Origin of the sequence: Arthrobacter sp. ov407 (assembly GCF_900102895.1) — a bacterium.
In the GTDB taxonomy this organism is placed as follows: domain Bacteria; phylum Actinomycetota; class Actinomycetes; order Actinomycetales; family Micrococcaceae; genus Arthrobacter.
This window is the reverse complement of record NZ_FNGD01000004.1, coordinates 61,531-86,255: the sequence shown is the minus strand read 5'-3', so window position 1 is coordinate 86,255 and position 24,725 is coordinate 61,531. Positions and strand designations below refer to the sequence as shown.

Below are 24,725 nucleotides of genomic sequence, written 5' to 3'. Positions count from 1 at the left end.
CCAAAGGCGGCCCACCGTGACAAACCATATAACGCTGCCGGGCCCGCAGACATAACGGAAGCGAAGTTTTTGCCAAGGTGCTGCGCAAGTTACGGTGTCGAGGTGAATACCCCCGACGGCGTCGCGCCATAGATGCTGGCGGCGCTTGTGTTGGTCACCTCCCCGTAAACACACGGAAATACTCGCGGAGTAGCCTCGCACCAAGGATTCCGTTCGAAAGGTAGTGCGTCATGCGTGTTGGACTGATCCGGGTGATGACGACGTCGGACCGACGCCTGCTCCACGCCCACGGGAAACTCCTGCAGGAAGCATTCGGATTTACCGTCACCTCCCGCTGTATTCCGGACCAGCCGTCCGGCGTCTATAACCAGGCGTCGCTCGATTCTGCGGCACCCAAAGTAGTTCAGCTGGCCCGGGAAATGGCAGGGGACGCAGACGCCCTGATTATCAGCTGCGCGTCCGACCCCGGGCTGGCCGCCACCCGGGCAGCCGTGGACATCCCGGTCATCGGGGCGGGCTCCGCAGCCGCGGCCGCCGCACTGACCTTTGGCGGACGAATTGGCGTCCTGGGACTCGGCGCCCACGTACCGGGCCCGATCTCGGACGCACTGGGGGAACGCATGCTGCTCATTGACGGGGAGGGGCGCGTCGAAACGCCCGACGCGTTCCTCATGCCTGCCGGAATCTTCGACGCCCTCGCCGCGGCCCACATGCTGGTTGACGCCGGCGCCGACGTGATCGTCCAGGCCAGCGCGGGCCTGAGCAGCATCGGCATGGCAGACGTACTCCGCCGCCGGCTCGGGGTTCCCGTCGTCGACGCCGTGACGGCAGCCGGCTCCATGCTCGTCTCAGCGGTGGTCGCCCGGGAACTTCAAGAAGTTTGAGTCCCGCCGCCGGTGGCGGCGCACCCGTACCCTCGGATGCCGGCCGACGACAAGCCAGCCCCGCACCCGTACCCCCGGATGCCGGCCGACGACAAGACAGCCCCGCACCCCTGAGGGCGCGGGGCTGGCTTACCTGAGCCGGTCCTACTTGTAGACGCGGACCCAGTCGACCTGCATCTGTGAAGGCTTGGTGGCTGATCCGTCAGGGAACCAGTCCAGCTGCAACGTCTGATGCATGCCCACGGAGGGCAGGTGCGCGGGGTTCGTGTCGGAGAAGGTCTTCACGCCGTCGATGTATCCGGTGACGCCTGCCGGAGTCCATTCCACTGCGTAGTTGTGCCACTGGGTGGTGTCGATCGTCTTGGCCGCCGTGGTCTGGAAGTTCGAGCCGCCGCAGGCGTAGTGCAGGAAGAACTTGATCTGGCTGGTGTTGGTGGTGCCCTCGGCGTAGTCAATCTCGGCGCAGTTGGGAGAGGTGTTGTTATTGGGCCACAGGATCAGCACGGGGTGGTACTTCGGGTCCCGGGCGCTGGTCCGCATGCGCGTCTCCCATTTGCCGTATTTCTGCTGCGCAAATTTGGCGGACATGCCGCCCGTGGTGCCGGCCGAGTTGCCGCTGACCGTGGCCACGCCACTGGCGACCGACCACGCCTGCGGGCTCCGCACGCCCTTACCGGCATGTCCGGTCCCCTTAAAGACGCTCCACTTGGTGGCGTCAGGGGCGCCGGTGTTGGAGAACTCGTCGCCAGCAACAACCCCACCCCAGCCCCGGGCAATGGCGGCTTGCGAATCGCTGCCGGTCGCGGCGACGGCGGCCTGGGCCGCAACGGGCGCGGCGGCCGGCGCCGCTCCCGGTGCCACCGACGTCGAACCCGCAGCGGCTGCCGCGTGTGCGCCGCCGGCCGCAGCCGCAGTGATCGGCGCGGCTGCCGGTGCGCCGGCGGGTGCGACGGCGGCCGTCGCTGCCGCTTCGACTCCGGGTTCCGCCGTTGCAGCGGTGGTCCCGCCGACGGGCTTGGGGGCAGACGGCGCCGCCGACTTAGTTGCCTTGGCCGCCGACGACGTGGAAGCCGCGGCAGGACGCGAGGCCTTGGTGGCCGCCGATGCCGTGGAGTCCGCGGCAGGTTGTGAGGCCTGAGTTGCCGGGGATGGGGCTGCGGTACCGGCTGTGGGAGCGACGCTGCACCCGGTCAGGGACAGTGCGCCCAGGCTCAGCGCAATCGCTACTTTGTGAAGCTGTGTTGGCTTGAACCCTGCTGGCGTGAATTGTGCTTTTTTGAACGGTGTTTGCTTAAACAACGGACCCCTCCGGGATGGTGATGTTCGTGACCTGCCGGGCAGCGCCGGCGAGGAACTGGCTGGGGTAGGGCGTCACCACCTCGTCGTGCGTCGTGGAGATCACAGTGTATGCAGGACCAGAAACCGTATCGCCAATGGAGTTGAGCTTGGCGAGGAATGGTGAACCGGCCTGCTGGTCGGCGCAGGCTTGGCAATTGGACCCTCCCACGGAGGTCGCCGGCGGAACGCTGTCCGGTGAGGGGGCGATCAGCCCGCGGGTGCCGTGGTTGGACGGCGCAATGCCCACGAGGTGATTCACCTTGTTCGCGCCGCCAAGGAACCCGAGGTAGTAACGCGGCATCATGCCGCCCTGGCTGTGGCCCACGAGATCAACTTTCCTGGAACCCGTCGAGGCCAGCACTTTATCGACAAACGGGGCAAGCTGACGGGCTGAGTCAGCCACCGGGCCCGTGGCGTCAACGCCGTTGGTCGCACCGTAGTTCAGCGCGTAAACGCAGTAGCCTTGGCTCTTCAGCGCCGGCGACAGAGTCGCCCAGTTCTTCGCCATGTTCTCGAATGTTCCCGGCACCAGGATTACCGGGTAGGGGTGGGCTGCCGAGGGCTTGCAAGACCAGTCATTCGCGCCGGGTGGAGAGACGTCAACGGTATCGGCCTGGGCTGCCGGCACGTCCATCAGGGATGCGCCAAGCAATGCCAGGGTGGCGGATGCCAAGGTTGCGAGTGCTGCGGGCGTTCTGGGGTAGGGCACGGATTACCTCTTCGGTTGGACGCGTCATCTGTGACGGTCTGTGTGATTGGAAGTGAGGTAGGGGATCAGCTCCAACGCTGTGATCCGGCTCACTTCTATCACTTCAGCCTAGGAAAGACGCTCCGCCGATCTCGTCACCATGCACGTTTGTGCAGACCTTTATCGCGAGAGTCCTCCCAGCCGGGGTTGAACGCTCTGCTTCTGCAAAATTGTGCAGTCTTGGGGCTTGATGGGCCTGCCGCCCGCGGTCGCCTCCGGTCGGCTCATTCTCCGGGCGGGAAATCGTAGGCGGCAGCGATTTTTGCCGGGGCGGCGCCGTAGGACAGGACGATCTCATCGTGCGCCTTCAATGGGAGGTTCCGGATCCCGGCGTCGTACTTGTGGCCGTTCACGTAAAGGGTCCAGCCGTCCAGCGGACCTGTCCCGGTGCCTGGCGCGCCGCTGCCGCCGAGGACACCCCATTCCGTCAGGAGCTGCCCGAGGGTGAAGACCTGGCCCGCGGTGGGGGACTCGATGTGGACCACGCCTGTGGTGTCGTGGGTGTGCAGCGCTGAGATGCCGTTGGCGCGGTGGTCCGGTCCGGCCGTGATGCCGATATCGGCCGGCACCGCGACGGGCTTGCCGTCCTTCAGCACGTCCAGATGCGCGTGATAGTGGTCCACGTTGCCCTCCGCGGCCAGCACCGTGAGACCGGCCTGGGCGATCCGGCCGGGCGCCCCCGCGATGTCCAGGGCAAAATCGGCGTCCGCCGAGGACGCGGCGGGAGACTCAGTAGACGGTGCAGTAGACGGCGCTGTAGACGGCGCAGGGGCGGCGCACCCTGCCACCCCCAGCGTCAGGGCGGAAAGTGCGACGGCGAGTGTCAGCTTGGTATGCATGGTTACGTGAACCGCTTTCGATCGGAGACTTGCCATATCAGTCTAGGCAGATGGGCCACGCTGGCCGCTCAGGACGGATCGGCACCGCGTTTCCACCGCCAGCCGCGAGGGGAAAGAATGGACGTGTGAGTGATGCCGGCGACTTTATCGACCTCTCGCTGCAGCGGGAAGGTTCTTGGCGCCGTGCGGACGAGCTGCGGTCGCGGCTGGAATTGGCGCCAGGAGGCAGGGGCCTCCGGTTCTACGGCACATCCGTGGGTGCCGTACGCGGGACCGTCCGTGATGCCGGCCGCCGCTATCCGGGACTGTCCCACGATGAGGTCACCGCGCTGAGTTCCGAACTGTGGGGTTCCGAACTGTGGGGTTCCGAACCGCGGGGCTCCGAACTGCGGACGGCGCCGGTTTTCGAGCGCCGGTTGGCCGCGGTGGTCCTGCTGCAGGCCAATGTAAAGCTGCTGACCAACTCCGACCTCACCCGGCTGGAGGGCTTCATCCGGGACGCGAAGGTCCGGGACCTCGTGGATCCGCTCGCCGTCGACGTCGTCGGACCTTTGGTGGGTGGGCTCGACGTTCTCGCCAGGGTGCGGGCTGACAGCGTGCTGGACCGGTGGATGCAAGAGCCTGATGCCTGGCTGCGCCGGGCTGCGCTGCTCTCGCCACTGCTGGCGCTGCGCGCGGGCGCGGGGGACTGGGACAGATTTGTCCGGCACGCCAATGCGGTGCTCGGCGGGCCTCGGGGGCCGCTCGACGACGACGACGCCGCTGACGGCGCTGACGTTCGGGACGCGGTTTCCCGGGTCGTGGCCGAGATGGCAAAGAGGAGGCCTGAGCTGCAATTCACATCCGTTGGTGAGTGACGAACCGAACCATCCGAGCAGGCTCCGCCGGCCCGGCCCTCGTTCGGACTTCCGCCTTTCACACTTTCGGATCTCCCGGACCGCCCGGATCGCCCTGTCCGACGGCGCTGCCGGCATCGCCGGACCTGCCGCCAGCATTTGCGGGCAGCGCGAAAGTCCTCGCCGCCCGTGACCCGGCGACGGCGCTCGCGGCTATGGTGACCAGTGCGCCCACCAGGAGGGCCGCGGCCTCGCCAGGAAGCAGGACCTGAAGCTGCGTGCCGATGCTCGCCGCCGCCACCGGCACGCCAAGTTGGGCCGCCGACAGCACCCCGAGGGGCAGCGGGAGACCCAGGAACGCCAGGCCGGCGTGCGTCAGCAGGGCCCCTACTCCCAGGGCCACGCCGAGGGCAATCATGTCCGGGTGCCCGGCCAGATCCTTGAGCGTCAGTGATGCACCCAGCCAGACGAAGAACACCGGACCAAGGAAACCGTCGCTGAGGGCGAACAGTTGCCGGGCCAGCCGCCGCGGTTCGCCGACGGCAGCCACCACCAGGCCGAAGGAAAAGCCTGCCATCATCACGGACACATTGCTCCACGTCGCGACTGCGGCGAGGGCGAAGAGGATGGCCAGCTGGATCCTGAGCTCCAGGGCAAACTTGCGGCTTTCCGAGAGCCGGTGCATGCGCCCGCTGGTTCCCCTGCGGTCCAGCCAGCGCAAGACGAAATAGAGCACCACCGCGCAGCCCGTCACCGTGAGCACGCCCAGCGCCGCGCGGCCTGCGTGGGGCGGATCCACGAGGAGCGGCAACGCCACAATGCAGGCGATGTCGGCGATGGCCACCTGTGCCGTCATGGCGACGACATCGGGTCCGCCGAGGCGCAGCGAATCGATGATCGGAAGGACCAGGGCGGCCGACGAGGACGCCAGCAGCACTGCGTAGAGGGGAGCATGTCCAGTCCCGAAGAGCAGGCCAATGCCGGTTCCGACGGCCACCGCCGCCGCTGCGGCCGCAATAGCCCGGCGGGAGCCATTGCCGAGAGCGGAGCGGATCTGCGGATCCCTCACCGGAACGTGGGTTCCGGCCACAAACATCATCAGCGCGAACCCGATGTTGGCCAACAGGCTAAACGTCGGGTCCGAAGGGTCCACCAGGGCCAGGCCTGAGCGTCCGATCGCGATGCCGGCCAGCAGTTCGCCCAGCACCACCGGCAACCGCCAGCGCGCCGGGAGCGCCAGCAGGGGGCCGGCCAGGGCGACGACGGCGATCAGCGCCAGGGACAGAAACGTCACGGCTCGCCGCGGCGGGCCGGCACCGGGCCAGACCGCCGCTCCACCACCGCGTAGGCCTTCCCGTCCAGGAACGCCCAGTCATTGACAACCATGTACCCGAGCGCGTCCACCCGATCGTTGAGGACGTGCTCGTCGAAGCCTCCGTCGCGCGGTTCCGCGTCCCACGTGGTTACGTGGACGTCCCCGCCGTCCAGGACCAGCAGCTCGGTGTTTACGTCGAAGTCCTCCTGGGGCTGATTGCTCAACTGGCAGATGGCGACACAGTGGCTGTTCATTTCGGGTCTCCACTTCGGCGTGATGCTGATGGCATCATCCTACGTTCGGATATGGCGCCGCCCCATGGGCAATTTCCGGACCGCACTGTGGCCGCCGTTACCTGAATGTGACATTCGCGTGCGGTTCGCGTTACGGTGGATAAGTGCCTGTTGTCTCCGATACGGGCGCTCCCCAGCCGATTGCCTAACTCTGCCGCGGCCCGGGGGTAACTCGCATCAACGACCGGCAGAGACGGGGAAACCACTTTTGGCCTGCTGATTACGCAGGTCTTGGGGTGAAGCCGCACGGTGCCCGCAACGACGGGCCCTGGAGTGCGGCCGGGTGACTCCCATCCGAATCCGACAGCTCACCTCGCAGGCATTGGGAGAGGCTACATTCATGTCTTCAATCAATACTTTTGCGCGCCATGCCGCCGTCCTCGCCGCCGCATCCGGCCTGGTCCTCACCAGCGGAATGGCAGCCAACGCAGCCGCAGCACCTGCGCAGCGCGACTCCGCTCCGGCGTCCAACGTGGACGTCAAGGGACTGGTCAGCGCTCCCGTCAGCGCCGCAACAAGTGTCAAGATCAGCTATGAGCGCCCCGCGGTAGCTACCGTCGCGGCGCCAGTGATCGAAAAGCCCGTTGCCGCGGCCCCGGCTCCCGCAGCAGCGCCGGCCGCAGCGCCTGCAGCAGCACCCAAGGTAGCCGTAGCACCCAAGGCAACCGTGCAGGTCCAGGCCGCTCCGGCAGCAGCGCCGGCCGCGGCGCCCGCTGGCGGACGCAACGCCATCATGCTCTCGGCCGCGTACAGCCAGTTGGGCATCACCCAGGACTGCACTGCCATGGTGGAAAAGGCCCTTGGCGCCGCGGGCAAGCCGGTTGGTGACATTGGTCCCCGGGCATTCCTTGGCCTCGGAACAGTCGTGGCGGCCCCGAAGCCTGGCGACATGGTGGTCCAGTCCGGTCACGTTGGCATCTATGCCGGCAACGGCCAGGTGGTCAGTGGCGGGATGAACGGCTCCAACCAGACGATGGTCCACCCGCTGTCCTGGCTCACGGCGACCGGCGGCGTGACCTTCGTCCGCGCCTAAGCCGCACGGCCTCTTCCGGGGCCGGACAGTCCGGAGAGACCGGCGATCGATTTCCCTTGGGGGCAATCGATCGCCGGTCTTTCGGTGTCCGCATCCGGGTGTCCGGCCTTCCTGCGTCCGGGATCCCGGTGACCGGTCTTTTCCGGGACGAGTATCCTCAGGGATTCCCGCGCCCGGCCAGCGGAAGCGTCAACTTCATGACCGTTCCCTCGGCACCGGTCGCGGCCACTTCGACGGTGCCGCCGGCAGCGACGGCGATCTCCCGGACCAAAGCCAGGCCGATGCCAAAGCTCCGCTGTCCCTGTGCACTTCCGGTGCTGGCGGTCCGCACGAAGCGGTCAAAGATCCTGGCCTGGTCGACGCCGGTGATTCCGGCACCCGTGTCCGCCACCGTAATGACGGCGCGGTTCTGCTCGATCGAGGTTGTGATGCTCACGCGGCCGCCTGGAGGCGTGTGGGCGAGGGCGTTATCCGCCAGGGCCAGCACGGCACGGCGCAGTGCATTCTTCTCGATCCGGGCCAGCGGCCGGGTGTCGGCCACGAATTCCAGGCGCACCTTACGCTGGTCAGCGACCAGCTGCAGGCTCCCGGCGACGCTGGCGGCGGCATCGGCAAGGTCGGCAGGCGGCGCGGAGCGGTCCGGGGCTTCCGCCGTTGCCGCGAGAAGCAGTTCGTTGACAATCCCGGTCAGCGTTGCTGCGTCCTCCCGGATCCGGGCGAGGTCTTGGCTTTGTCTGGAGCCGGGCACGGTGTTGCGTTGGGCAAGCTGGATCCTGGTGTCCAGGATGGTCAAGGGCGTGCGCAATTCGTGGCTCGCGTCCTGGACGAAGCGCCGCTGCCTGGCCAGGGCATCACCGAGGGGGCGGATGGCGCTGCGCGCGCTGAGCCACCCGACGATGCCGGCCAGCAAGATTCCCGCCACCCCGGCGATGACCATGGCTTCGAGGACATCTTTGAAGTCCAAGTACGCGTAGGCTGCGCCGGCCACCGCCGATGAAGGCACTTCGGGATGGGCGAGTTGATTCACGAGGTATAGCGCCGTGGCGGCGAGCAGCCCGAGCACCATGACCGCGCACGCGGCGCTGATCCGCAGCGCGACCTTGAGCGAGGCCTTGCGCAGGATGGAGTGGTCCGGATTTCCGGCAGTCCCGCCGTTACTCATGAGCATCGCCAATCTGGTACCCGAGGCCGTGCACCGTGCGGATGACGGCCTTGGAGATCTTCCGGCGCAGGTGATGAACATAGGTATCAATCACGCCGGGCTGGTCCGAGGCGTGGAAGTACGCCGCGAGAAGCTCGTCCCGGGTGAAGACGCGGTCGGGTTCCGCGGCCAGCGCTGCGAGCAGTTGGCCCTCTTTCGCGGTCAGCGACACCGTGTGCCCGTAGACGGACCGGACCGAGCGCTGCGTCGGATCCAGTTCCCAGTCCCCGATCGTCACCGGTGCCGGGGTCGGAGAAGGGAAGGTGCGCGTCAGTGCGCGCAGGCGTGCTGCCAGCTCGCCGGCGTCGAACGGCTTGGTCACGTAATCGTTGGCGCCGGCGTCCAGGCCCCTGACTTTTTCGTCGGCATCGCCCAGCGCAGTCAGAATCAGGATGGGCGTGGCAATGCCTTTCGACCGCAAAGCCGCGATGAGGGCGATGCCGTCCATCACAGGCAGCCCGCGGTCGATCACCATGACGTCCCAGCCCCCGGTCAGGCCGTGGTGGAGGCCATCACGGCCGTTTGTGACCAACTCGACCCGGTAGTCCGGGTCCAGGAGCTCGGCGATGAGCGGTCCCAAGGCGGCGTCGTCCTCGACGAGCAGCAGGGACGGGCGGTCAGCGGTAGTCATGTCAGCTATTCTCCCGTGGCCATTTCCTCAGTCCGCAGTCCGGCCTCGGTTCCCGCGGCCGTGTCGCCGGCCGCTGCGACTGCGGCTGCGCCGCGGGTGTTGCGCCGGCGCGTGAGGAGCTGCACCACCCACGGCACGACCGAAATGAGGACCATGGCGACGGCGATGACGTCAATATTCTTGGCGACGATGTCAAAGTGTCCCAACCAGGTGCCAAGCATTGTGACTGAGACGGCCCACGCCGCCGCGCCGATGATATTCCAGAGGGCGAAGGACTTGTAGTCATAGCGCGCGATCCCAGCGGTAAGCGGAGCGAACGTCCTGACCATGGGGACGAAGCGGGCCAGCACGACGGCGGCCCCGCCGTGGCGGCGGAAGAAGTCCTCCGTGGTGCTCAGGTGCGCTGTTTTCAGGACCCGGGCATCGTCCTTGAACCAGCGCCGGCCAAATTTCCGTCCGAGCATGTAGCCGACCTGGTCCCCGGCGACGGCAGCCGCGGTGACGACGCCGATCAGCACCGGCAGCGTCAGTTGCAGCTGTTGGTGCAAAAGGCCTGCTGTGAACAGCAGCGAATCCCCGGGCAGGAAGGGAAAGAGCACGCCCGATTCGACGAAAACCATGAGCGCGATGACGCCCAACGCGGCCGGACCGAGCCCGGCGAGCAGGCTTGCCGGGTCCAGCAGCGAGGGTGTGCCGGCGGCCTGGGCGGCCGGAAGTAAGGAATAAACGTCCAAAGCGTGCATTCTCATTTCCTCTCAGGGTCCAGCGACCGGACGGCGGACGGGGCACGAAGCCGGTCGGCAATCCGGGGCGCGACCACGTTCCAGAGTCCCGTAAGCAGGACCACCGCGGCGGTCGCGGCCAGGAACGAAGCCGCGACATCGGTGGGGTAATGGACGCCGATATACAGCCGCGACCAGCCCACGACGAGTGCCAGCGCCGCCGCCCCGAAGGCGGTGATCTTGGCCCAGCGGGTTCCACGGGCCAGGAAGTACAGCGAGAAGCCGAGTGCCACCGCAAAGGACACATGGCCGCTCGGGAAACTGTCGGAGCCGGTTTCCGGGGCCAGAGGATCGAACAGCAGCGCGGGGTTGGGCCGCTGGCGGGCAACGATGATCTTGAAGAACTCACTGGCCACCCAGCCGGAAGTTGCCACGAGGCCGAAAGCGACCGCCTTGACCAGGCCGCCACGGACCAGCCAGATGTAGAGGGCAGCGGCGCCGATAAGCGCGAGACCTGCCACCGGGCCAAAGACGACATTCAGGGCCATCGCGACGGCGGTCAGGGCGGCGATGTGATGCTGGCTGAGATCCTGATCCACCCCGAGTTCGGTGGCGCTATAGCCCGGCGTCAGCTGCGCCGCCAGGCCCACCGCCACAACGGCAGCGGACAACAGGACGCCCAGCAATAACCAGTGCCGGACCTGGGGGAGGGCCCACAACCGCGATGCCGCGGCAGGATGGACGGCGGCAGGATGGACGCCGCCGGGACGAGGCTGTGCTCCATCGGGGCCTGGTGCTGCATCGCGTCTAACAGCATCGGGTCTAACTGCATCGCGTCTAACAGGGGCGGGTCCAGTCATGGGATCCTCCGGTTCGGGACTAGGGGCGCCCGGAGAGACGCCACCTCCCACTCTCCCGCCAGGCGTTTAAGAAACGCTTAAGAAGTGCCGCAGGGGACTGCCGCAGCGCCGGCTACGCGGCGTAGCGCAGTCAGGATGATTTTTCGCATCTCCGCTCCTCACGTTTCTCCAGAGTACGCCGCGGCTTTGCGTCGCTGACCGAGTCTTCTCGAGGACGTGACCTTGCGCGGGGAGCCGTCAGCAGGAAGAATGCAGGGAGTCTATGGCCCCCGCGGTCAGTCACCTTCTGGGGGAAAGATGATGCCTGCGCACGATTTCGAACAACAAGCCGGGGCCGGTCCGGATGACTGAGCCGACGCCGCGCCACTACCGCTCCGGCGGGCACCGTGCAGGCGTCGGGTCCCAGTCCGGGCCGCGGTCCCTCGTCAGGCGTGTCGGGAAGACCCGGCAGTATCTGACTGCGGCAGGCGTTGCACTTGCCCTTGTAGCCGCCGGTGGCGTCTACGCAGGCGTCCAGGCAGGGACACCGGCACTCCCGCCGGCCGCTGCGGCGACCGCTGGTGCCACCTCGCCAGGGACCGCCGCCGCGTCCGCGCCGGTCAGCGACGCCAGCCGGACACCTCCGGCATCCAGCCTGCCCACGAAGGCCCCCACCGCGGCCGCCGCCGCGGTCCCGGGCATCGGCCCCAAACTGGACGGCCAGATCAACGCCATCATCAAGGCCAACAGCGAGTACGCCCTTGGGGTGTCGTTGATCGATCTATCCGACGGCGTGGTCCATGGCTACGGAGCCCAGGACAAGTTTGTCGCCGCCAGTACGGCCAAGATCCTCGCCGCGTCCGCGTATTACCACCTCGTGGAGACCGGACGCGCCTCACTGACAGCCCCCATGGGAGTCTCAACGGCCGGGGCCCAGATCCGCCAGATGGTCCAGCAAAGCAACAACGATTCGTGGGCGCTGATCCTGCGGGCGGTCGGTCAGCGGGGCATGACGGACTACGCCGCCTCGATCGGGATCACGTACGACCGCACGCTGAACCTGCTGACCCCGGCAGAAATGGCCCGGACTCTCCAGTTGCTCTATAAGGGACAGCTGCTCAATGCGCGCAACACCGCCCAGCTGTTGTCCTACATGCAGAACACCAACTTCGAGACGCTGATCCCGCCCGGGGTTCCGCCCGGGATAGGGATTCACCACAAGTACGGGCTGCTGTTCGGAAACCTGCATGATGCCAGCGTCCTGAACAAGGACGGTCGGGCATTCGTGTTCGTCGTATACACCCGCGGCCTGAACTACTCGGACATGGGTCCCCGGACCCGGATTATTCAGCAGCTCACCCGGACCGTGACCTCCGCCTTGTTCTGACAAATTTTTCGGGTGTGCAATGCGGCCCGTGGTTGGGGTCAGACGGTCACCGGCCCGGCGGCGGCCCGCTCCCGCTGGAGTGTCTTCTTGGATTTGGCGAACCGGAGATAGAGCGAGGGCACGATGAACAGGTTGAGCAGGGTGGAGGTGACCAGACCGCCCAGAATCACCACCGCCATCGGGTGTTCAATTTCATGGCCCGGGATATTGCCCATGACAACCAGGGGCACCAGGGCCAGCCCAGTGGCCAGGGTCGTCATAAGAATAGGCGAAAGCCGCTCGGCCGCCCCGCGCATCACCAGGGCGCGGCCGAAGGTCTCGCCTTCATAGGTTTCCAGATGCTGGCAGTGGTTGATCAGCAGGATGCCGTTGCGCGCAGCGATCCCCATGACCGTGAGGAAGCCGACGAGGGACCCGAGAGACAGGACTCCGCCGGTCATATAAGCGGCTATGACCCCGCCCACGAGGGCTACGGGAAGAGTCAGCAGCGACAGGACTGCCAGCCGCCAGCTCTTGAAGGACGCCTGCAACAGCAGGAGGATCACGGCAAGTGCCGCTGCGGAGTAAATCATCAGGCGGTTCGTCGCCGCCTCGCGTTCGGTGTATTCGCCGAGCAGTTGCACGCTGTAGCCGGTCGGCAGATCCAGGTTCTCCAGACGCGTCTTCAACTCGCCGACCACGGTGCCCATGTCCGCTCCCTGGGCCAGGAAGGATCCCACCTCCACGCGGCGGGATCCGTTGGTGCGGTCGATCTGGTTCGGCGTCGCCTGCAGGCTCACGTCGGCGACGTCGGCAAGGCGAACCCGCGTTCCACTTGGGGTATCGATGGGCAGATCCTCAATGCTGGTGACGCTGGAGCGGGTGGCCGGGGTGCTCCATACCTGGACATCGTAGGCCCGGCCGTCTCGGAAGACGTCGCCGACTTCCTCGCCTGCCACGAGTGTCGCGGCCGCGCGCCGGACGTCGCCCGGCTTGAGGCCGTACTTCTGCGCCGCCTCCAGGTCAACCGTCACGGCGATCTGGGGGACTTCCACCTCTAGGGAGACGTGCGGGTCCTCGGTGCCCTCGATCGAGTCCATGACTGTTTTGACCCGTTGCGCCTGTTCCCGGAGCACGTTGAGATCGTCTCCGTAGACCCGGACCAGGATGGGCTCGCTGGCGCCGGTGATGACTTCTTCAATCCGCTCCTTCAGATAGGTCTGGACGTCACGGTGCAGCCCCGGGTAGCCGTTGACCACTTCCTCGACGGCGGCCACCGTCTTGTCGTAGTCGGCGTGGCGGTCGATGCTAATCCAGTGCTCGCCGGCGTTGACACCGACGATCTCGTCCGCGGCGAACGCCTGCCCGATGTGCGTGCCGCAGTTCAGGACGCCCGGGACCTGGAGGAATTCCTCACAGCCTCGCTGGGAGATCCTGAACTCTTCCGCGGCAGAGGTTCCAGGTTCCGAGATCCAGTGCATCAGGAAGTCCCTTTCCTTGAACGTGGGGAACAGGGACGAGCCCATCAGGGGAGCGAGCACCAGTCCTACTACCGCCAGCACGCCAAAGCCTGCGTAGCCGAACCGGGGCCGGTTCATGGTCTTGGACAGGGCAGCGTGATAGCCGCGTTTCAGCACACGGACCAGCGGCGCGTCGCGTTCTTCAAGTTTGGCGTTGCCCAGCAAAATCAGGGCAAGGGCCGGCGTCACTGTCAGCGCCACAAGCATGGAGGCAAGGATCGCCAGGGTGTAGGAGACGGCCAGCGGCCGGAAGAAGACCCCGGTCAGCCCGTCCAGGAAGAAGATCGGTACGGCGGCGACCACAATGATCAGGGTCGCGTAGACGATCGGGCTCCGCATCTCCAGCGAGGCTTTCAAAACCACCGATGCCGCAGATTCGTCACGACCCTGGGCGCGTTGCTGCCGGAGCCGGCGCATGATGTTCTCGACGTCGATGATCGCGTCATCCACCACGACTCCCACGGCGATGACCAGACCCGCGAGCACCATCGTGTTGATTGCACTGGACGTGAAGTAGAGCACCAGTGCGGCCGTGAGCAGGGACAACGGGATGGCGACGATGCTGATCAGTGCCGTGCGCCACTGGAAGAGGAACGCGACCAGGATCATGACGACGAGCAAGCAGCCGAGCAGCAGCGCGATGCTGAGGTTGGAGATCGCCTCCTCAACGAAGCTGGCGGGCCGGAAGATGGTTGTGTCGAAGCTGATGCCACTCAGGCCCGGCTGCAGCTCGTGGAGGGCCTCCTCCACGCCTTTGGTCACTTCCAGTGTGTTTCCCCACGGCAGCTTCTCGACGATCAGCATGAGCCCGTGCCCGTTGTTGATCACGGCATCACCAATCAGCGGCTGATGGTCCTCAACAACCTGGGCAACATCGCCTAGATGCAGCGCCACGCCGTTCTTTTCCCGGATGGTCACCTTGGCCAGATCGGCGGGAGTCTGGATCGGCTGGACGTGGCGGATCCCCATTCTCTGGGTCGGGCTGTCAATGAATCCACCCGTTCCGATAAAGCGTCCGGGCGAGTATTTCAGCAACCCTGCATCGAGGGCGCCGGCGGTGACTTCCATGACTTGGTTGAGGGAGACGTTCTGGGCCTTGAGCTTGTCAGGTTCCACCTGGACCTGAAGCATCTGGAGCCGCTCGCCCCAGATCGCCACATTTGCCACCCCGGGGACCCGCAGGAGCCGGGCGCGGATGGTCCAGTAGGACAGCATGGACATTTCGATCAGCGAATGTTCAGAGGACGTCATACCGATCTTCATGACGCGGCTGGTCGCAGACAGCGGCTGAAGCATCACCGGCGGGGCCGCCCAGGTAGGCAGCGCCGCGGTCACCGAAGCCATCCGTTCCGATACGAGCTGACGGGCGTTGAGCAGGTCAGTGCCCTGATGGAAAAGCAGCACGATCGACGACAGTTGGGGTACGGACTTGGACCGTATCTCGTCCAGGCCCGGCATGCCGCTCACGGCGGCCTCGATCGGCACACTGACGAGCTCTTCGACTTCCTGGGCGGTCAACCCGAGGCAGGCGGTCTGGATTTCCACCCGTGGCGGGGCGAATTCCGGGAAGACATCCACGGACGCGGAACTCAACTGCAGGGAACCGAGCAGCATCACGGCGCACGCGAGGGCGACAACAACCGTCTTGAAACGGAGGCTGATCCCGATAAGCCACCGCATGTCACTCGGCCGTATCGAATTCGGTGCCGAGAAGTTCCTCCGCACCTGTCGTGACCACCACGGTCCCAGCCGGCGGCCCGTCCGTCAGGACGGCAACGTCGCCGTTGATGCGCTGGACCGTGATGGCTTGGCGGACGTAGACCCGAGGCTCAGGGTTGGTGTAGACCCACGCCTTGCCCGAGCTGTCGTACAGTATGGCCCCGTAGGGGACAGTGAGCTTCCCGGTGTGAGGATCCACGGCAATCACAGCTGTCTCGATCCCGACCCGTTCGACGGCGCGCTCGGTGAGGGTGAGCCGGTGAAGGTCCGTGCCGGGGACTTCAGCGATCGCCGCCGGCTCGCCGTCGGACGGTGCGCCCTCCGGCGCCTGGGCGCAACTTGTGGAGGAGAGCGCCGTGAACAACGTCACGAACACCGCAATGATGAATACGGCGACCTTGTTGCCCCGCGGCGAAAGTGGGGAGTTCATGACGCATCCTGGCTTTCAGTTGGTGCAGCGGGGCCCTGGCCGGTCCGCGCGCTGGGTGCTTGCTTCGGCTCGAACCTAAGCAGCACAGCGGGCACAACAAACAGGGTGAAGAAGGTTGTTGTCAGCAGGCCGCCCCAGACGATCACGGCTAGCGGCAGGATAATTTCCGTTCCGACGACACCGCCCAGGAGGACCAGGGGCAGCAGCGCCAGCGCCGATATCACGGTCGACATCAGGACCGGCCCCAGCCTGTCCTTGGTTCCGCGGACCACCAGCTCAGGCCAGGGCGCCGAAGCATCTGTTGCCCGCAGGCTCCGGACCTGGCCCGTCAGCAACAGAGCGCCGCGGACGGCTATGCCCAGCACCGCGGCGAAGGCGACAAGGGCCACCAGCGAGTTGATGCCACCCGTGGCCTGGGCGGCCAGCACCCCGCCGCTCAGTGCCAGGATCAGGCCAAGGAAGAGCGGGCCGGCGAGCCGCCAGCTCCCCGTCGCCGTCTGCAGCAGCACCAGGATGCCGGCCGCGGCAACGGCCGCGAGCAGCCAGAGCCACTGGTAATTGTTTTGCTGCTGGGCGTACTGGGTGAGGATCTCGGCATGGTAGGAAATCGGGAACTGCATCTGCTGCAGGGCCGTGTTGATGTCTCCCTGGATGTCGCCCAGCGGACGGCCCTGGATCTCGGCCTTGACATCGATGCGCCGCGAGGTGTCATCGTGCAGGATCACGGACTCGTTCCCGACCATGGTCACCTGGGCGACGTCGCCGAGGCGGGCGTGCCCGCCGTTGGGGGTGTCAATGATCAGGTTGCGGACGCTGTCAAGGCTGTTGCGGGTGGCCGCATTCCCCTTCACGATGACGGAGAAGACCTTCTGCTGTTCGTAGAGGTTGCCAACTTCGATGCCTTGCAGCAACGCGGCAGCGGCGCGCCGTACGTCCCCTGGGACGACGCCGGCCTTTTGGGCCGCGGCCAGGTTCACTTTGACCTCGGCGATCGGCTGTTCGGCGGGCAGATCGACGTGGGGGTTGACCACGCCGGCCGTGTGCTCAAGAATCTGTTGCACTTCCGCGGCCTTCTGCCGCAGAATCGTCGGGTCCAGTCCGAAGACCCGGACGGCAAAGCCGCTGTCCGCCTCTTCCCTGATCTGGTCGATGCGTTCCTGCGGGTAGGTGGAGACTTTGCTGGTCAGGCCCGGATAGCCCGCGATCACTCGGTCGACGGCGGCGGCCGTGTCCGTGTAGGAGGCGTCGGGGGCCACGGTCACCCACAGCTCGCCGGAGCTGACGTCGCCGACCTGATCCGAGGTGATCGCACGCCCGATGTGGCCTCCGACATTGGCCACCCCCGCCACGGTGCGCAGTTCTCCGGCGGCCGCTTCCGTGATCCGGCTCATTTCCTGGTCCGAGGTGCCAGCTATCGCGCTCCAGTGCACCACCAGGGTCTTGTCCGCCAGCACCGGAACCACGGGACGGGTCCCGGCCAACTGGGGTGCGAGCGCCAGTCCGGTCACCGCTACCACCGCCGCGGCGGCGAATACCCAGCGCGTCTTTCGCGTTAGGCGCCTCACCGTACGGCCGTATGCTCCTTGCAGCCGTGCCAGGGAACGGCGTTTTGGCGCCTTGGAACCTACAGGAAGGACGAACGCCAGTGCCGCCGTGACCGTAAGCGCGACAATCATCGAGACAACCAGCGCAAGCAGGTAACTCTGCACCAGGGGGCCGAACAGGGCACCGTTCTCACCGGAGATATAGAGCGCAGGCGTGACGGCCAGCGCCATGATCAGCAGCGAATAGAGGACCGGCGTGCGGGCGGCCCGCAGGGCGCCGGGGATCACTGAGTCGCGTCGGTCCGTTGCCTGGTTCTGGCCGGTGTCAGGCCCGCCGTCGCCGGACGCTGAGTGTGCCCCGGCGGCTGCCCTCGCGGCGGCGCTTCGTGCCCGCGCGATGCCGTTCAGGTCTTCCGCAACGTCGCCTACGATGACGGCCAGGGCAAGCACCATGCCGGCTAGGACCATCGTGTTCATCCCGGTGCCGCGCAGGTCGAGCACCAGCGCTGCCGCGGTCAGCGACACGGGAATCGTGATCAAGCTGATCAGGGCCGTGCGCCAGGAACGGAAGAAAGCCCCAAACAGGGCAACGATCAGCAGCAGCGCGCTCAGTGCAGCGACGCCGAGCGTCCCGACCTCTTCGTCGATAAAGGACGCCTGCCGGTAGACGCTGGTATCGATCGTGACTCCGGGCAAGCCGGGCTGAAGCTCGTGGAGGACCTCGTCAACGCCTCGGGTCACATCCATCGTGTTGGTCTCTGGGAACTTCTCGATCACCAGCAACAACTCGGCTTCGTTGCTGAGCAGGGCGTCGCCGATCAGGGGTTGGTGGTCGGTTGACACCTTGGCCACGTCCTTGAGCAGGAGCTTGCCGGCCGCCCCCTGAACAGGCACCTGGCCCAGGTCTTCCGGCGTGGTGATCGGCAGGACATGCTGGATGCCGATCCGCTGATGGCCCGTCTCGAAGAAACCGCCGGTGCCCGGTGTGGATGCTTCCAAGTAGCTCAGTGGCGAGACCCACACGGAGTTGCCGGTCGTCTTAATGATTTCGTCAAGGGTGACGCCCTTGGCCTGGAGCTGCGCCGGATCCACCAGGACTTGAAGCTGCTGGTCGCGCTGGCCCCAGATTGCCACGTTCGCGACGCCGGGAACGGCTAAGAGCCCGGGCTTCATGGTCCAGCGGGCCAGGACGGACATGTCGATGGCGGACATGTTTTTGGACGTTAGCCGGACCATCATGACCCGACTTGTCGAGGACAGCGGCTGCATAAGCACTGGAGCCGCCGAAACATTGGGCAGTGCGCGCGCCTGGGTCAGCCGTTCCGAGACGAGCTGGCGTGCGCGCAAAATGTCGGTCCCCGGCTTGAAGACCATCTGGATCGACGAAAGGCCGGGCACAGATTTGGACCGGATCGCCTCGACCCAGGCCACCCCGTTCAGCAGGTCGGCCTCCATGGGGGAGGTGATGAGTTGCTCCACCTCGGCGGCAGAGAGCCCCAGGGCTTCAGTCTGGATCTCTACCTGCGGCGGGGCGAATTCCGGAAAGGCGTCCACGGACATACTCGGCAGGTTGGTGAGCCCGAGGGCAAGGATTCCTGCGGCAGCAGCCAGGACCAAGAGCCTGAACTGCAGAGTCCAGCGTACGATTGCACTCATCATGGCCGGTACCCCGCATGCCCCGCAGTGCTGCCCGGACCAGGGGAATTACAGTCGACGCTTCGGCGTCGTCGGTAGCCTGGGCCGCCGTGGTGGGCCGGGGGAGTGGGCGGGCCGTACAGCGGCCCTGCCGCGGAAGCGGTTTCTGGGAACAGGGTGCTGTCTGCTTTTCCTGTTTGGCCAACTGCACATATTCTTTTCACGGCGCGGCTCCTCAACCTAAAGCCATAGCGCCCCCCAGCCGACAAGAGCAATAATGATCTTCCGGCACACAGGCGTCAATAGAGATACAGGTGATCGCCATGAAGGCAGTCGCAGGGGACCGCATCATCATCCGGGGGCACACTGTTGAGTCCACGGACCGGCACGGCCAGATCCTTGAGGTGAGAGGGGTCGATGGTGCGCCGCCGTACCTCGTCAGGTTCGACGACGGCCACGAAACGATCATGTTTCCCGGCGGTGATTTCGTCGTCGAACGGCCCGGGGGCGGGCCCTAAAAGCACAGCCCTGGAAACTTGGCCCTAGAAACTCGACGAGCTCCCTGACCCGGAGAAGCTGCCGCCGCTGGCCCCGTACCCGGTGGTGGCACCGCCGCGCGCGCTGCTGACGCTGCTGACGCCGGTGTTGAAACCGGAGTTGAAGCTCGGGACCGAGAAGAAGTAGTAGGACGGGTACACCGTTCCGAGGATGCTCGGCTCGTACGAGCGACCGTACCTGGCCTTGCTTCCCGCCTGCGCACTGTCCATTTCCTGGCGCATGAGGCCGGCTTCCTTGTCATTGCGGGCATAGGCGTCGATCAGGGTGTCGGCGTGGTTCTTCAGGAGCTCCGAGAGGTGAGTCCGGGCGTCACGCAGCCGGTCCAGCGCCGTCTCAGGCGTGATCGAGCCGTCCGCCAGTTCCGCCGACCAGCGCTCCACATCATGCCGGCTTTCATCGCGGAAGGACCGCAGTGCCGCCGCCGTCGCTGAGGTTCCCTCGGCGCGGCGCTCGCTGAGCAGGTTTTCCAGGCCGTCCAGGTCACTGCCGAACGGCGCGAGCTGGCGGTCCCAGGCGGCGGGCCACGTTGAGCCTCGGTTGAGCAAGGCATTGGTATCGGCGATCACATCGTCCAGCGCGTCGAGTTCGGCAGCGGCGTCGGCGTAGCTCCGGACCAGGTTAAGGTTGTGCCGGCGGCCCAGGTCCCGTCTGCTGAGGGCATGTACCTGGTTGGAAACTTCGGTGGCTGTGTTGTAACGGTTCACGAACGTGCGGTGTTTCTCCAGGACCGTGCTCCCGTACCGGGACGATTCGGGAATGGTGCTGGCGTTGAGCTCGGTGACCTGCAGGTCCATGCTGACGTTGGCGTAGCTGGCGTCGCCCCGGGCCAGTTCCTTCCGGCTGGACACCCGGGTCCGCCACCGCACGATCAGCCACGCTGCAGCTCCGCAGACGGCGGCGGCCACCGCCGTCCAGGCCGTGACGAGGAAAGCCGTGGAACGGTACCACGGCTGATTGATGAGTTCGGCGCCGCGGCGGATCCCGGCAACGGTGCCGTCGGTCCACTGCGCATCCCGGAGCAGTTCCTTGGATGCGTTCTGGATGTCCTCGCGCTGATCGGGCGATACCTTCCGGTCCTCACCCATGTACGTCCCGACATGCCGGCCCACCGGATCGAGGGCGAAGATGAACAGCCCGTCCGTCCACTTCTGCCCGTCGGCGCTGATCCATTCGGGGTGTTCGGCGCGGGCGAACCGCAGGACTTCCGCATTCAGGTTGTCCGCGGCTGTGCCGTCGTACGTGTAGATCGCAACTTTGGTGGGCTCGTAAAAGTCGGTGGACTGTACTGCCGGCAGCAGCGTCTTTTTGTCCAAAACCCCGGCGCGGTCTTCAACCACGACGGCGGTCGGCGTCACGGCGAGCGCCGCGGGGGCGCCGCCGAGAAGGGCGGCCATCAGCACAACCATAGCGGCGAGGGCTTTGCGAGCGATTCCCATTTTCCGAGCGTACTGGCTGGCTCCAGCGGCGTCGACGCACGCGCTGCGGGGCGAGCGCGATGGGCGGCGTCGCGTCCGTTAAAGGAGGGCCCTCGCCGGTGGTCGATCTGACGGAGGCCGCCGCCGCGAAGGGATGAAACCGCAGGTCAGGTGTCCAGTTGGGCAGGCCACCGCCTAGGATTACGGCATGTCTACCTTTGAAGTTACCCGCAGCGCAGTCATTCCCGCAGCGGCCCAGGACATCTTTCCGTTGGTCAACAGCTTCCACGAATGGACCAAGTGGTCCCCCTGGGAGGCCGTAGATCCCGCCATGGAACGGAGCTACTCCGGCAGCGAATCCGGCGTCGGCGCCAAGTACGCCTGGAGCGGGAACCGCAAGGCCGGCTCCGGCACCATGGAAATTGTCGATACCGCCGAGCCGCGCAACATCAAGATCCGCTTGGAATTCACCAAACCCTTCAAGGCGATCAACCCCACCTCATTCACGTTCACGCCCTCAGGCGACGGCACTCAGGTCACCTGGACCATGACCGGGGAGAACGAAGGCATCGGCAAGGTCTTCGCGCTGTTCATGAATATGGACAAGATGGTCGGCGCGGACTTCGAAAAGGGCCTGGCCTCACTCGCCGGCGCAGTCGCACAGCGACAAGCCTGAGCCGGGACTCCGCCCGCAGCCAGCCTTTGAGTACGTTGGCGCCGTACGACGCGAGCATCGGATTGTCCGGATCATCAGTGAGGTAAGCCCCGGGTCTGGAGACGCCTGCATCGGAGACGGCCTCCGGCGTTCCTGGCTACTGCTTCCCAGCCATCGTTCCCAGCCACTGTGCAGGGTCCTCGCGGGTTTTCTTGACCGTGGTGTGAAAGAGTGCAACCACTGGAGCCGCCAATGCCATGCTGATCGATCAATCGGAAAGCCGGAATCCATGAGCCTGAATGCCACGAAGACTCATCGACGAATCGCCGTGCGGCTGCTTGTTGCAGCAGTCCTCGTGGTGTCGGCCGCAGCGTGCGAGCCTGGTCCGCCGGGCGGCAGTCCGGGTCCCACTGCCGGAGGCACGGCCACCGCGCGGGCGGGGTCGAAGCCGGGGCACGTGTTCGTGATCAATCTTGAGAACAAGGGCTACAACGAAGTGTGGGGTTCCGGCTCTGAGGCCCCCTACCTCTCGCAGACGCTTCGCAGCCAGGGCGTCCTGCTTTCCGAGTACTACGGGATCGCCCACAACTCGAACCCGAACTACCTTGCCCAGATATCCGGGCAGCCGTCCAACGCCATGACCCGCGACGACTGCCCTACTTACGCCGCGTTTCAGCTGACGGGGACGGCCTCGCTCGGGGAGGCGGAGGGCACCGGCTGCGTCTATCCGGATTCGGTCCCCACGGTCGCCGGGCAGCTCAGCGCCGCCGGCAAGACCTGGAAGGGCTATATGGAAGACATGGGCACCCCGTGCCGTCATCCCGAGCTTGGCGCGAAGGACACCAGCCAGGGCGCCAAGGTGGGCGACCAGTATGCAACGCGGCACAATCCGTTCGTGTACTTCCAGGCCATCACCTCGTCACCGGAATGCCAGAGCAATGTGGTGGACTTTGGTGAACTCCGCGGCGACCTCCAGTCCGTGTCCACGACGCCGAACCTGGCCTACATCTCGCCCAATCTTTGCAACGACGGCCACGACCACCCCTGCGTCGATGGCAGTGCAGGCGGGCTGGCCGCCGCCGACAGTTGGTTGAGCCGGCAGGTCCCGGCAATCCTGGACTCCCCGGCCTTCCGGCAGGACGGAATGCTGGTCATCACCTTCGATGAATCCGAGGGCAAGACCGAGGGGCCGTCAGGACTGCTGCCCGGAGGCACGGCCGGCGGCAGGATTGGTGCTTTGGTGCTCTCGCCGTTGACCATGGGCGGCACGACGTCGGACCGGGCCTACAACCACTTCAGCCTCCTGGCGAGCATCGAAGACGCGTTCTCGCTCCCGCGCCTCGGGTACGCCGGGGCGCCGGGCCTGAACAGCTTCGGCGGGGACGTCTTCAACGCGGGCTCCTAGCGGCGCCCGGACTTCTGGATTTCTCCCCGAGTGCGGCTGCTGGCAACATCCGCTAGCTGGCTTCAGGTGCCGACCCGTTGCCGTTGCTGTCCTGACCGTATTCGGCGGAGATCAGGATGGGGAGGTGGTCCGAGGCGCCGCGGGGCAGCGTCTCGACGCTTTCGATCTCCAGCCCCTGGGAGGTGGCAAAGTCGAAATGGCCCTTGAAGACCTTGTACCGCGTGTAGGTCCGGCGGTCACTCATCGTGAGGTCGTAGCCGGCGTCCTTCATCTTCGCTGTCAGGGACTTGGTGAAGAACGGATAGTTGAAGTCACCCACCATAAGGGACATCAGGCCGCCGCCCATGCTGAGCAGCTCGGCGTGGGCGGCACGGATCTGGTTCCGCCGCAGGGAGTTCGACGCCGTCAGCGGTGCCGCGTGGAAGGACGCGATGACGAGTTCGTGGTCGGTCTTGTTGTCGGTCACGCGCGTGCCGATGAGCCGCTCGTGTGCTGGGGAGAGGACGCGGTCGTGGAGGGACTTCTTCAAGGCGAACGTCTGGGTGTCGTAGGCGGTGAAGCGGTCCTTTCGGTAGTAGATCGCCAGGCCCAGCCGGTTGCCCTTGGTGGAATCGGCCAGGTGCAGATCCCCGATGGTTTCCGGCAGATCGTCCGTGTCGCACTCCTGGAGGCACAAAGCGTCAATCTCGAAATCGCGGGCCAGATCGACCAGCTCGCCGCTGGCATTGTGCTTGCGGAGGTTGTAGCTGATGACTCTAATCAGGGGGAGCACCTCTTCGGATGATAGTTGCGGACGCTGTGACCGAGTCTACCCAGTCAGGCTGGCCGAACACTGACCATTGACACGGCCGCCGTCTCCGGCGTTGGGGTCTGCCGCGCGTTTGGGCCCCGGTGACTGCAGCACCGGTAGCCGCAGCACGGGCGGTGGGCGCTTGAGGCGATAGGGTGGTGGAGTTCTCCGATGGAAGCTGCGAAAGGTCGACGTTGACTGCTGAACTCCCTGTTTTGGCCAAAGGCGATTTCTACTATGAGGTTCTGGGGGAAGGGCGGTTCCGCTCGACTATTCACGCCCAGGGCGCGTGGAACGAACACGAGCAGCACATGGCCCCTGCGTCCGGGATCATGGCCGACGCCCTGGCCAGGCATGAGCCCCGCGAGGACATGCGCATGGCGCGGCTCAGCTATGAAATCCTCGGGCTGATCCCCGGCGGCGAGTTCGAGGTCGTGACCTCCACCCTCCGCCCCGGCCGGACCATCGAGCTGGTGCAGGCCGAACTCGTGGCCGGCGGCCGCACGGCCATCCGCGCCACGGCCTGGCGGATGATCACCTCGGACACGTCCGCCATCGCGGCTTTCGAGGATCCCCGGATCCCCGCGCCGGAGGACTGCGACCCGTACGACGCCGCAAGCATCTGGCCCGGCGGCTACATCGCCTCACTGCACATGCGGATCGCCGAGGGCCACCGGGCGGGCTCGGGAACCGTCTGGCTCCGCACCGACTATCCGCTGACCGACCGGGCAGACAGCGGCGACCTCGCCCGGCTGATCGGCCTGGTGGACACGGCCAACGGAATCGCCGCCCGGGTCCCGCCGGGCAACGGCAGTTACGCCTTCCCCAACCTGGACCTGCAGATCCACATGTACCGGCAGCCGGAGGGGGAGTGGCTGGGGCTGGACAACGAGGTCTCGTTCGGAACGGACGGGATCGGGCTGACCTCCACGGTGCTGCATGACCTCACGGGCCCGTTCGGCCGCGCCGAGCAGATCCTGACGCTGCGCAAGTCCTAGTTGGTGTGCAA

At 66.1% G+C, this 24,725-nt stretch carries 22 protein-coding genes and 1 riboswitch; of the genes, 8 read left to right on the top strand and 14 right to left on the bottom strand.

Annotated features, from left to right (window positions below; genetic code table 11):
* Positions 1-230: 230 nt before the first annotated feature.
* Complete coding sequence (locus tag BLS42_RS06340; RefSeq protein WP_090578213.1) at positions 231-884, top strand: aspartate/glutamate racemase family protein; 654 nt, start codon at positions 231-233, stop codon at positions 882-884.
* Between the two features lie 144 nt (positions 885-1,028).
* Here the strand turns inward: BLS42_RS06340 and BLS42_RS20525 are convergent, their stop codons facing one another.
* The 3 genes from BLS42_RS20525 to BLS42_RS06320 all read right to left on the bottom strand — a co-directional run bounded on the left by BLS42_RS20525 (position 1,029) and on the right by BLS42_RS06320 (position 3,809).
* On the bottom strand, positions 1,029-2,183 hold the full coding sequence (locus BLS42_RS20525; protein ID WP_256336299.1) for a glycoside hydrolase family 16 protein: 1,155 nt from the start codon (positions 2,181-2,183) through the stop codon (positions 1,029-1,031).
* Complete coding sequence (locus BLS42_RS06325) at positions 2,176-2,931, bottom strand: esterase/lipase family protein (RefSeq protein ID WP_256336298.1); 756 nt, start codon at positions 2,929-2,931, stop codon at positions 2,176-2,178. The genes BLS42_RS20525 and BLS42_RS06325 overlap by 8 nt, the downstream gene beginning before the upstream one ends.
* A gap of 263 nt (positions 2,932-3,194) precedes the next feature.
* On the bottom strand, positions 3,195-3,809 hold the full coding sequence (locus BLS42_RS06320) for a hypothetical protein (RefSeq protein WP_090578201.1): 615 nt from the start codon (positions 3,807-3,809) through the stop codon (positions 3,195-3,197).
* Positions 3,810-3,934: 125 nt separating this feature from the next.
* On the opposite strand from BLS42_RS06320, the gene BLS42_RS06315 reads away from it, so the two are divergent.
* Positions 3,935-4,666, top strand: a complete 732-nt coding sequence (locus BLS42_RS06315; RefSeq protein WP_090578198.1) for a DNA alkylation repair protein — start codon at positions 3,935-3,937, stop codon at positions 4,664-4,666.
* A gap of 58 nt (positions 4,667-4,724) precedes the next feature.
* On the opposite strand, the gene BLS42_RS06310 is transcribed toward BLS42_RS06315, so the two are convergent.
* A complete protein-coding gene (locus BLS42_RS06310) occupies positions 4,725-5,939 on the bottom strand; it encodes a cation:proton antiporter (RefSeq protein ID WP_090578195.1) in 1,215 nt (404 codons plus the stop codon).
* A complete protein-coding gene (locus tag BLS42_RS06305) occupies positions 5,936-6,214 on the bottom strand; it encodes a hypothetical protein (RefSeq protein ID WP_090578193.1) in 279 nt (92 codons plus the stop codon). The genes BLS42_RS06310 and BLS42_RS06305 overlap by 4 nt, the downstream gene beginning before the upstream one ends.
* A gap of 171 nt (positions 6,215-6,385) precedes the next feature.
* Positions 6,386-6,589, top strand: a riboswitch (cyclic di-AMP (ydaO/yuaA leader).
* A gap of 4 nt (positions 6,590-6,593) precedes the next feature.
* Here BLS42_RS06305 and BLS42_RS20155 point away from each other — a divergent pair.
* The gene (locus BLS42_RS20155; RefSeq protein WP_090578191.1) at positions 6,594-7,286 is read left to right on the top strand and encodes an NlpC/P60 family protein; all 693 of its coding nucleotides are present in this window, start codon (positions 6,594-6,596) and stop codon (positions 7,284-7,286) included.
* Between the two features lie 157 nt (positions 7,287-7,443).
* On the opposite strand, the gene BLS42_RS06295 is transcribed toward BLS42_RS20155, so the two are convergent.
* Genes BLS42_RS06295 through BLS42_RS06280 form a run of 4 tightly spaced genes read right to left on the bottom strand, consistent with a single transcriptional unit; the run spans position 7,444 to position 10,511 of the window.
* Positions 7,444-8,448, bottom strand: a complete 1,005-nt coding sequence (locus BLS42_RS06295; protein WP_090578188.1) for a sensor histidine kinase — start codon at positions 8,446-8,448, stop codon at positions 7,444-7,446.
* Positions 8,441-9,118 (bottom strand): response regulator transcription factor, encoded by a 678-nt coding sequence (locus tag BLS42_RS06290; RefSeq protein ID WP_090578185.1) that lies wholly within the window; start codon positions 9,116-9,118, stop codon positions 8,441-8,443. Before BLS42_RS06290 ends, BLS42_RS06295 begins: the two co-directional genes overlap by 8 nt.
* Before the next feature lie 5 nt (positions 9,119-9,123).
* Complete coding sequence (locus BLS42_RS06285; protein WP_090578182.1) at positions 9,124-9,861, bottom strand: VTT domain-containing protein; 738 nt, start codon at positions 9,859-9,861, stop codon at positions 9,124-9,126.
* Between the two features lie 2 nt (positions 9,862-9,863).
* Entirely contained in the window at positions 9,864-10,511 is a 648-nt protein-coding gene (locus tag BLS42_RS06280; RefSeq protein ID WP_256336297.1) for a phosphatase PAP2 family protein, read from the bottom strand.
* Between the two features lie 532 nt (positions 10,512-11,043).
* Between BLS42_RS06280 and BLS42_RS06275 the strand changes: the two genes are divergently transcribed.
* Positions 11,044-12,066: a serine hydrolase gene (locus BLS42_RS06275; protein ID WP_090578176.1), complete on the top strand. Its 1,023-nt coding sequence runs from the start codon at positions 11,044-11,046 to the stop codon at positions 12,064-12,066.
* A 38-nt stretch (positions 12,067-12,104) separates the two neighbouring features.
* On the opposite strand, the gene BLS42_RS06270 is transcribed toward BLS42_RS06275, so the two are convergent.
* Genes BLS42_RS06270 through BLS42_RS06260 form a run of 3 tightly spaced genes read right to left on the bottom strand, consistent with a single transcriptional unit; the run spans position 12,105 to position 18,917 of the window.
* Positions 12,105-15,245, bottom strand: coding sequence for an efflux RND transporter permease subunit (locus BLS42_RS06270; RefSeq protein WP_090578173.1), 3,141 nt, complete (start codon positions 15,243-15,245; stop codon positions 12,105-12,107).
* Position 15,246: 1 nt separating this feature from the next.
* Complete coding sequence (locus tag BLS42_RS06265) at positions 15,247-15,714, bottom strand: efflux RND transporter periplasmic adaptor subunit (protein ID WP_090578170.1); 468 nt, start codon at positions 15,712-15,714, stop codon at positions 15,247-15,249.
* On the bottom strand, positions 15,711-18,917 hold the full coding sequence (locus BLS42_RS06260; RefSeq protein WP_256336296.1) for an efflux RND transporter permease subunit: 3,207 nt from the start codon (positions 18,915-18,917) through the stop codon (positions 15,711-15,713). The genes BLS42_RS06265 and BLS42_RS06260 overlap by 4 nt, the downstream gene beginning before the upstream one ends.
* Positions 18,918-19,216: 299 nt before the next feature.
* Here BLS42_RS06260 and BLS42_RS06255 point away from each other — a divergent pair, with 299 nt between their 5' ends.
* Entirely contained in the window at positions 19,217-19,411 is a 195-nt protein-coding gene (locus tag BLS42_RS06255) for a DUF1918 domain-containing protein (protein ID WP_090578747.1), read from the top strand.
* Between the two features lie 24 nt (positions 19,412-19,435).
* On the opposite strand, the gene BLS42_RS06250 is transcribed toward BLS42_RS06255, so the two are convergent.
* Positions 19,436-20,887, bottom strand: coding sequence for a DUF5129 domain-containing protein (locus BLS42_RS06250; RefSeq protein ID WP_090578166.1), 1,452 nt, complete (start codon positions 20,885-20,887; stop codon positions 19,436-19,438).
* A gap of 187 nt (positions 20,888-21,074) precedes the next feature.
* Here BLS42_RS06250 and BLS42_RS06245 point away from each other — a divergent pair, with 187 nt between their 5' ends.
* Both BLS42_RS06245 and BLS42_RS06240 read left to right on the top strand, forming a co-directional pair.
* Positions 21,075-21,542, top strand: coding sequence for an SRPBCC family protein (locus tag BLS42_RS06245; protein WP_090578164.1), 468 nt, complete (start codon positions 21,075-21,077; stop codon positions 21,540-21,542).
* Between the two features lie 268 nt (positions 21,543-21,810).
* Complete coding sequence (locus BLS42_RS06240) at positions 21,811-22,926, top strand: alkaline phosphatase family protein (protein WP_256336294.1); 1,116 nt, start codon at positions 21,811-21,813, stop codon at positions 22,924-22,926.
* A gap of 52 nt (positions 22,927-22,978) precedes the next feature.
* On the opposite strand, the gene BLS42_RS06235 is transcribed toward BLS42_RS06240, so the two are convergent.
* Positions 22,979-23,686, bottom strand: coding sequence for an endonuclease/exonuclease/phosphatase family protein (locus BLS42_RS06235; protein ID WP_090578744.1), 708 nt, complete (start codon positions 23,684-23,686; stop codon positions 22,979-22,981).
* Between the two features lie 224 nt (positions 23,687-23,910).
* Here BLS42_RS06235 and BLS42_RS06230 point away from each other — a divergent pair, with 224 nt between their 5' ends.
* Positions 23,911-24,714, top strand: a complete 804-nt coding sequence (locus BLS42_RS06230; RefSeq protein WP_090578157.1) for a thioesterase family protein — start codon at positions 23,911-23,913, stop codon at positions 24,712-24,714.
* The last annotated feature ends 11 nt before the right edge of the window (positions 24,715-24,725 follow it).

Excerpts from the sequence above, each read along its gene's own strand:
- BLS42_RS06340 (WP_090578213.1), top strand. The coding sequence starts at position 231 with ATGCGTGTTGGACTGATCCGGGTGATGACGACGTCGGACCGACGCCTG.
- BLS42_RS06320 (WP_090578201.1), bottom strand. The coding sequence starts at position 3,809 with ATGCATACCAAGCTGACACTCGCCGTCGCACTTTCCGCCCTGACGCTG.
- BLS42_RS06305 (WP_090578193.1), bottom strand. The coding sequence starts at position 6,214 with ATGAACAGCCACTGTGTCGCCATCTGCCAGTTGAGCAATCAGCCCCAG.
- BLS42_RS20155 (WP_090578191.1), top strand. The coding sequence starts at position 6,594 with ATGTCTTCAATCAATACTTTTGCGCGCCATGCCGCCGTCCTCGCCGCC.
- BLS42_RS06295 (WP_090578188.1), bottom strand. The coding sequence starts at position 8,448 with ATGAGTAACGGCGGGACTGCCGGAAATCCGGACCACTCCATCCTGCGC.
- BLS42_RS06290 (WP_090578185.1), bottom strand. The coding sequence starts at position 9,118 with ATGACTACCGCTGACCGCCCGTCCCTGCTGCTCGTCGAGGACGACGCC.
- BLS42_RS06285 (WP_090578182.1), bottom strand. The coding sequence starts at position 9,861 with ATGCACGCTTTGGACGTTTATTCCTTACTTCCGGCCGCCCAGGCCGCC.
- BLS42_RS06275 (WP_090578176.1), top strand. The coding sequence starts at position 11,044 with ATGACTGAGCCGACGCCGCGCCACTACCGCTCCGGCGGGCACCGTGCA.
- BLS42_RS06270 (WP_090578173.1), bottom strand. The coding sequence starts at position 15,245 with ATGCGGTGGCTTATCGGGATCAGCCTCCGTTTCAAGACGGTTGTTGTC.
- BLS42_RS06265 (WP_090578170.1), bottom strand. The coding sequence starts at position 15,714 with ATGAACTCCCCACTTTCGCCGCGGGGCAACAAGGTCGCCGTATTCATC.
- BLS42_RS06260 (WP_256336296.1), bottom strand. The coding sequence starts at position 18,917 with ATGATGAGTGCAATCGTACGCTGGACTCTGCAGTTCAGGCTCTTGGTC.
- BLS42_RS06255 (WP_090578747.1), top strand. The coding sequence starts at position 19,217 with ATGAAGGCAGTCGCAGGGGACCGCATCATCATCCGGGGGCACACTGTT.
- BLS42_RS06250 (WP_090578166.1), bottom strand. The coding sequence starts at position 20,887 with ATGGGAATCGCTCGCAAAGCCCTCGCCGCTATGGTTGTGCTGATGGCC.
- BLS42_RS06245 (WP_090578164.1), top strand. The coding sequence starts at position 21,075 with ATGTCTACCTTTGAAGTTACCCGCAGCGCAGTCATTCCCGCAGCGGCC.
- BLS42_RS06240 (WP_256336294.1), top strand. The coding sequence starts at position 21,811 with ATGAGCCTGAATGCCACGAAGACTCATCGACGAATCGCCGTGCGGCTG.